General features: G+C 69.8%; 10 protein-coding genes and 1 pseudogene. 5 read left to right on the top strand and 6 right to left on the bottom strand.

Annotation, left to right across the window (positions count from 1 at the left end; all coding sequences use genetic code 11):
* The 5 genes and pseudogenes from G6017_RS16490 to G6017_RS09905 all read right to left on the bottom strand — a co-directional run.
* Positions 1-217, bottom strand: a pseudogene (locus G6017_RS16490) (serine protease); the annotation flags it as partial.
* Positions 218-276: 59 nt separating this feature from the next.
* Positions 277-1,668 carry a sensor histidine kinase gene (locus tag G6017_RS09920; RefSeq protein ID WP_179525842.1) on the bottom strand — a complete coding sequence of 464 codons (1,392 nt, stop codon included), beginning with the start codon at positions 1,666-1,668 and terminating at the stop codon, positions 277-279.
* Positions 1,668-2,351: a response regulator transcription factor gene (locus G6017_RS09915; protein ID WP_182617164.1), complete on the bottom strand. Its 684-nt coding sequence runs from the start codon at positions 2,349-2,351 to the stop codon at positions 1,668-1,670. The genes G6017_RS09920 and G6017_RS09915 overlap by 1 nt, the downstream gene beginning before the upstream one ends.
* Before the next feature lie 195 nt (positions 2,352-2,546).
* Positions 2,547-2,717 carry a 50S ribosomal protein L32 gene (rpmF, locus tag G6017_RS09910; protein WP_179525844.1) on the bottom strand — a complete coding sequence of 57 codons (171 nt, stop codon included), beginning with the start codon at positions 2,715-2,717 and terminating at the stop codon, positions 2,547-2,549.
* A gap of 65 nt (positions 2,718-2,782) precedes the next feature.
* Positions 2,783-3,043, bottom strand: coding sequence for a type B 50S ribosomal protein L31 (locus G6017_RS09905; RefSeq protein ID WP_095718598.1), 261 nt, complete (start codon positions 3,041-3,043; stop codon positions 2,783-2,785).
* 358 nt (positions 3,044-3,401) lie between these two features.
* Here G6017_RS09905 and rpmB point away from each other — a divergent pair, with 358 nt between their 5' ends.
* From rpmB to G6017_RS09880, 5 genes are all read left to right on the top strand, one after another.
* Positions 3,402-3,638, top strand: coding sequence for a 50S ribosomal protein L28 (rpmB, locus tag G6017_RS09900; protein ID WP_010542299.1), 237 nt, complete (start codon positions 3,402-3,404; stop codon positions 3,636-3,638).
* Between the two features lies 1 nt (position 3,639).
* Positions 3,640-3,804: a 50S ribosomal protein L33 gene (gene rpmG, locus G6017_RS09895; RefSeq protein WP_017836290.1), complete on the top strand. Its 165-nt coding sequence runs from the start codon at positions 3,640-3,642 to the stop codon at positions 3,802-3,804.
* A 3-nt stretch (positions 3,805-3,807) separates the two neighbouring features.
* The gene (rpsN, locus tag G6017_RS09890; protein WP_017836289.1) at positions 3,808-4,113 is read left to right on the top strand and encodes a 30S ribosomal protein S14; all 306 of its coding nucleotides are present in this window, start codon (positions 3,808-3,810) and stop codon (positions 4,111-4,113) included.
* A 10-nt stretch (positions 4,114-4,123) separates the two neighbouring features.
* On the top strand, positions 4,124-4,381 hold the full coding sequence (gene rpsR / locus G6017_RS09885) for a 30S ribosomal protein S18 (protein ID WP_007632792.1): 258 nt from the start codon (positions 4,124-4,126) through the stop codon (positions 4,379-4,381).
* 163 nt (positions 4,382-4,544) lie between these two features.
* Positions 4,545-5,486, top strand: a complete 942-nt coding sequence (locus G6017_RS09880; protein ID WP_182617162.1) for an AEC family transporter — start codon at positions 4,545-4,547, stop codon at positions 5,484-5,486.
* A 31-nt stretch (positions 5,487-5,517) separates the two neighbouring features.
* On the opposite strand, the gene G6017_RS09875 is transcribed toward G6017_RS09880, so the two are convergent.
* Positions 5,518-5,942: CPBP family intramembrane glutamic endopeptidase (locus tag G6017_RS09875; RefSeq protein ID WP_182617160.1), on the bottom strand; the 425-nt coding region annotated here is incomplete at its 5' end.

The raw sequence follows: 5,942 nt of genomic DNA, 5'->3' as shown, positions 1-5,942 counted from the left end.
AGCCCTGGTTCGGCTGCACGTGCCCGTACTGGCCGGGCTGCCCGGAACCGGGAGGGGGCGGACCGACGTCCGCCGGGCCCGGTCGCCGACCGTCGTCGCGGGGACCATACGGGCTCTCCGGCCGCTGACCGTATCCACCCGGACCCGCGCCCGGACCCGAGGCCCACTCGTCGCCGGGCCGGGGACCACCCGTGCCCCGATCGTTCTCGTTCTCCATATCCGACATGGTTCCTCACCGCGCTGTGTGCCCGCTGAGACGACCGCGTCCCCCGTCGATCAGTTCGGGGGGAGCTCACACCCGGGGATGGTCATCCGCACCTCGGTGCCCCCACCGTCCGCGTCATGGATCTCCACGGTGCCTCCGTGCCGGGTGACCACCTGGCGGACGATCGCCAACCCGAGCCCCGAACCGGGCATCGCCCGTGCCTCCCGCGAGCGGTGGAATCGCTCGAAGACCAGCTGCCTGTCCTCCTCAGGGATACCCGGCCCCTGGTCGGCGACGGTCAACTCCACGACCGACTCCGACACCGGGTTCATCCGGACCGTCACCGTTCCCCCGGTCGGGCTCCACTTGGCCGCGTTGTCGCAGATGTTCAGCACCGCACGCTCGATCCCCGCGTTGTCACCGAACGAGTACCAGGGCGCCAGATCCACGTCGAACCGCACGTCGTGACGCCGCCGACGGACCCGCTCGAGGGCCCGCTCGACCGCCTCCGACACCGCGACCGGCTCCAGCTCGACCTCCCCGGAATCCTCACGGGCGAGCTCGACCAGGTCCCCGACCAGCTGGGTGAGCTCGGAGATCTGACCGATCACGTCGACCTCGAGCGCCCCCCTGTCCGCGGCCGGGATGGTCGGCGCCCCCGGCCTGCTCGCGGCGATCAGTAGTTCCACGTTGGTCCGGAGACTGGTCAGCGGTGTCTTGAGCTCGTGCCCGGCATCGGCCACGAGCCGCGATTGTCGATCCCTGCTCTCCCCCAGCGCTACGAGCATCTGGTTGAAGCTGGCGGTGAGCCGGGCGATCTCGTCATCACCCGCCACCGGGATGGGCCGCAGGTCGTCGGTCCTGGCGATCCGCTCCACCGCCCTGGTCAACCGGGCGACCGGCGCCAGACCCGTGCGCCCCACCGCCGTACCGGCCACCGCCGCCAGCGCGATGCCGGCCGCACCCACCAGCGTCAGGACGATCGCCAGACGATTGAGGGCCGCCCTGGTGGGGCTCAGGTCCTGCGCCAGGATGAGTGTCGAACCGTCGCGGACCCCCACCGCATAGATCTGCTTGCCCCCGGCCGTCCGCAGGCTCGACTCGGTCTCGCCGCGGACCACGGCGATCTCGGGGCCGCCGATCTGGAAGGGTTCGCCGGTGGCCGTCCGCACACCGGAGGGCGCGACGATCTGCGCGTCCAGATTGGGGTTGAAGGCCCGCAGCGCGATGAGGGTGCTCCGGGACTGGAGGGCGAACTCCGACGCGAGCTGGCTGTTGACCAGTTGGTCGGCCTGTTGCTGGAGCCGGTTGTTGACCTCGCTGTACATCGACCCGGACACGACGAAGTACGCCGCGACGGCCATCAGGGCCACCGCGACGCCCACCGAACTCGCCGCCAACAGGGTGACCCGCTGGTGCAGGGAGATCGGTGTGGAGCCCCACCCCACCGTGCGGGCTCGCACTACGGCGTCTCGCGCAACACGTATCCCACGCCACGCACGGTGTGGATCAGACGACTCTCGCCGTCGCCCTCGGTCTTACGCCGGAGGTACCCGATGTACACCTCGAGCGCGTTCCCCGACGTGGGGAAGTCGTAACCCCACACCTCCTCGAGGATGTGGCTCCGGGTGAGGACACGACGGGGATGGTGCAGGAGCAACTCGAGCAGGGAGAACTCCGTCCGGGTCAGCTGGATCCGGCGCTCCCCCCGGTTGACCTCGCGGGTCGCCAGGTCCATCCGCAGGTCCTCGAACTCCAACACCTCGTCCACGTCCTCGGCCTCCGGACCCCGACGACGCAGCAACGCCCGCAGCCGGGCCAACAGCTCCTCCAGCGCGAAGGGCTTGGGCAGGTAGTCGTCGGCGCCCGCGTCCAGGCCCGCCACCCGCTCGGACACCGCGTCCCGGGCGGTGAGCATGAGCACGGGCAGGTCGTCCCCCCGACTCCGCAGTATCCGGCACACCTCGAGGCCGTCGCGGCGGGGCATCATGACGTCGAGGATCACCGCGTCCGGACGGTTCGCGTCGAGCCGTTCGACCGCCTCGACCCCGTCCCCCGCGAGCTCCACCGAATAACCGTTGAACGTGAGGGAACGGCGCAGGGATTCACGCACGGCCTGGTCGTCGTCCACAACGAGGATCTTCATACCGGGAAGTCTCCCGCACCCGCCTGAACCACGGCTGAGGAATACCGCGACCGATGCGCGGTCCGCGCCGGCTCCTGATGACGCCGACGAGCCCGGTGGGTCCGGGGGGACCCACCGGGCTCGTGACCGGGCGTGTGCGTGCGACGCGCGGGCGCCGCGGAGCTCAGTTCGTCTCGGCGATCAGTCGACCGACACTCAGCGGTCGAGGTCGACGAGGCCGAGCTTGGCGGCCTTGACCAGGCGACGCGGCAGCACCACGGCGCGGCCGTCGATCTTGGTCTCCTGGAGGGCCGGGTTCTCGGCCTTCCACTGCGAGCGGCGGGAATGGGTGTTGGCGCGCGAGAGGCGACGCTTCGGAACTGCCATGACTGTTACGTCCTCTGAGGTCTCGGGTGTGGGTGTGGGTCGGCGGCGGAGCACCGACCCGCGGCTCACTTGGTGCGGCGGGTGCGGTTGCCGTAACGGCGCTGGAACTTCTCGACACGGCCGGCCGTGTCCATGACGCGCTGCGCGCCGGTCCAGAACGGGTGCGACTCACTGGTCACGTCGACCACGATGAGCGGGTAGGAGTTGCCGTCCTCCCACTCGACGGTCCGCTCGCTCTTCGCGGTGGAGCGGGTGAGGAACTTGGTGCCGGTGCCCGAGTCCTGGAAGACCACCGGGTGGTAGTCGGGGTGGATGTCGTTCTTCATACTGGATCCCTCTAGCTCGGTAGAAGTCTTGGGTCTGGCGCCCGCCCCGTCAGGGGCACGCAACTGCCAGTGGCCGAACCGGGGATCCCGGTATCAGCACACGCATCGGTAGATCGTACCCGTACGATGACCGCGTACCCAATTCGCACGCTCCGCCGGCCGTCCCCACCGGCGTTGACGTGCTGATTACCGTTTCCCGCGGTCGGGCCGTAAACTAGACCATCGCTGTTGTCTGCACGTTTGCTATCGCCTCTCACGGTGCCCGCGACGTGGTGATCCGCTGCTGTTCGGCCCAGGCCGACCGGGAGCCCCGACCATCACGCGCCACCGTACGAGGAGGCGGAAGGAGAACCACGCCATGTCGGCGCATTGCCAGGTAACGGGACGGAAGCCGGGTTTCGGCAAGTCCGTCTCGCACTCACACCGCAGGACCAACCGTCGCTGGAACCCGAACATCCAGCGCCGTAGCTACTTCGTGCCCTCCGAGGGTCGTCGCGTCACGCTGACGGTCTCCACCAAGGGCATCAAGACCATCGACCGCGATGGCATCGAGGCCGTCGTGGCCCGTATCCGCGCCCGTGGGGAGAAGATCTGAGATGGCACGTAACGACGTTCGACCCATCATCAAGCTCAAGTCCACGGCCGGGACCGGGTTCACCTACGTGACCCGCAAGAACCGCCGTAACAACCCGGACCGCATCGTCCTCAAGAAGTTCGACCCGGTCGTCCGCAAGCACGTCGAATTCCGAGAGGAGCGCTGACCCGTGGCCAAGAAGTCAAAGATCGCGCGCAACGAGCAGCGCAAGGCCAAGGTGGCCCGGTTCGCCGAGCGCCGCGCCGAGCTCAAGGCAATCATCAAGAACCCCGAGAGCACGGACGAGGCGCGCATGGACGCCCAGACCGCGCTCAACAAGATGCCGCGTGACGCCTCGCCCGTGCGGGTGCGTAACCGCGACGTCGCCGATGGCCGCCCCCGCGGCTACCTCCGCAAGTTCGGCCTCTCCCGCGTCCGCATGCGCGAGATGGCCCACCGTGGCGAGCTGCCCGGTGTCACGAAGTCGAGTTGGTGAGTAGGTAATCATGGCAAAAGCGCGTAGCACCCCGTCCAAGAAGATCCGTGCCCAGGAGGGTCGTCGGCCCAAGAAGAACCCGTTGAAGGTCGCGGGTATCGAGACGGTCGACTACAAGGACGTCAACACCCTCCGCACGTTCATCTCCGATCGTGGCAAGATCCGTTCGCGCCGCGTCACCGGCCTCACGCCGCAGCAGCAGCGTCAGGTCGCCGTCGCGGTCAAGAACGCCCGTGAGATGGCACTGCTGCCGTTCACCAGCCGCTGAGCCCTTGCTCGGCGCGGTCGAACCGCACCGCACGTCCCGTTCGCGGTAAATAGCCGCCGACACAGGCAACAGCAACCCGATCGGGGTCGCGCCTCCTGCCCGCAGGAGTGCTCGGCCCCGATCGGCGTTACCGCTCCCCTCCCCCGAACCCCAGGAGTCCGCAGTGGCCGGCGTCCTCAACGGCTTCGCCGTGATCGTCGCGGTCGTCGCACTCGGGTGGCTGCTCGCCCGTTCCCGGGTCCTCGGTTCCGACGCCCGACTGGTGCTCAACCGGCTCGTGTTCTTCGTCGCCACCCCGGCCCTGCTGTTCGACGCCCTCGCCCGGACTACGCTCGACCAGGTCTTCACCGGCGTCTTCGTGGTCTCCGCCGCGACGGCGATCGTCATGGCGGTGGCCTACGTGCTCATCGCGAAGCTGTGGCTCCGGCGGCCGGCCGCCGACCTCGCCGTCGGCGCCCTGTCCGCCAGCTACGTCAACTCGGCCAACCTGGGCATCCCCATCGCCGTCTACGTCCTGGGGGACTTCGGGTTCGTCATGCCCCTGTTGCTCTTCCAGGTGGCGGTGCTCCAGCCGATCGCCATCGCCGTACTCGAGCGCGCCGCCCGGGCGGAGGGCACGACCGATGGCGGCGGAGGTGCGTTCTCCTCGGCGCTCCAGGCCGCCCGGACCCCGCTGGTCCTGGCCGCGCTGGCCGGGGTGGTGGTGGCGGCATTGCCGTGGTCGCCGCCCGAACGGCTGCTCGAGCCGGTCCACCTGGTCGGTCAGATCTCGGTCCCCGGCGCACTCCTGGTGTTCGGCATGTCCCTCTACGGCGTGAAGGTGCTCGAGGCCGGAGCGTCACCGCGCCGGGAGATCGCCCTGGCCAGCGGCCTGAAGCTGGTCGCACACCCCCTGCTCGCGTACGCCGTCGGCAGCGGCCTCATGGGGATGCGGGGTCACGAGCTCCTCACCGTGGTGGTGGCCGCCGCCCTGCCCACGGCGCAGAACGTGCTCGTGGTGGCCACCCGATACGGCCACGGGACGCTGCTCGCCCGCGACTCGGCGGTCCTCACCACACTCGGGGCGCTCCCCGTCCTGCTGCTGGTGTCCGCACTGCTGGCCTGAGCTCCGCCGGGCACCGCCCCACGTGCACCCCTCAGGTCGCGCCCGCCGCGACGACGCCGGCGAACACGACCGCGTTGTTGACGCCGTGGAGCACGATCCCGGGCACGATCGACCGGTACCACTGCGCCATCACGCACAGCGAGATCCCCACCACCAGCAGGTAGGGCAGCGCGGGCGGGATCAGGTGCACGGCGGCGAAGACCGCCCCCGCGAGCGCGATCCCCGGAACCGCCCGGAACCTCGCTCTCAGCGCGGGTAGGACGATCCCCCGGAAGACCACCTCCTCGGCCACGGGCACGAGCACCGCGACGGCGAGCAGCCCGAGGACCACGAACGCCGGCCCGCCGGTGGCGAGGTCCTCGAGCCCGTCGTCGGAGCCCTCCGGCCCCGCCCCCAGCGGGACGAGCACGACCATGGACGCCGCGACCCCCGCGAGCATCACCGCCGGGATCTGCC

It is taken from the genome of Dietzia sp. B44 (assembly GCF_014145245.1).
GTDB classification, from domain to species: domain Bacteria; phylum Actinomycetota; class Actinomycetes; order Mycobacteriales; family Mycobacteriaceae; genus Dietzia; species Dietzia natronolimnaea.
Note: the sequence above shows the minus strand (reverse complement) of the source record. Positions and strands in the feature narration are given on the sequence as shown.

Excerpts from the sequence above, each read along its gene's own strand:
- G6017_RS09915 (WP_182617164.1), bottom strand. The coding sequence starts at position 2,351 with ATGAAGATCCTCGTTGTGGACGACGACCAGGCCGTGCGTGAATCCCTG.
- rpmF (WP_179525844.1), bottom strand. The coding sequence starts at position 2,717 with ATGGCAGTTCCGAAGCGTCGCCTCTCGCGCGCCAACACCCATTCCCGC.
- G6017_RS09905 (WP_095718598.1), bottom strand. The coding sequence starts at position 3,043 with ATGAAGAACGACATCCACCCCGACTACCACCCGGTGGTCTTCCAGGAC.
- rpmB (WP_010542299.1), top strand. The coding sequence starts at position 3,402 with ATGTCGGCGCATTGCCAGGTAACGGGACGGAAGCCGGGTTTCGGCAAG.
- rpmG (WP_017836290.1), top strand. The coding sequence starts at position 3,640 with ATGGCACGTAACGACGTTCGACCCATCATCAAGCTCAAGTCCACGGCC.
- rpsR (WP_007632792.1), top strand. The coding sequence starts at position 4,124 with ATGGCAAAAGCGCGTAGCACCCCGTCCAAGAAGATCCGTGCCCAGGAG.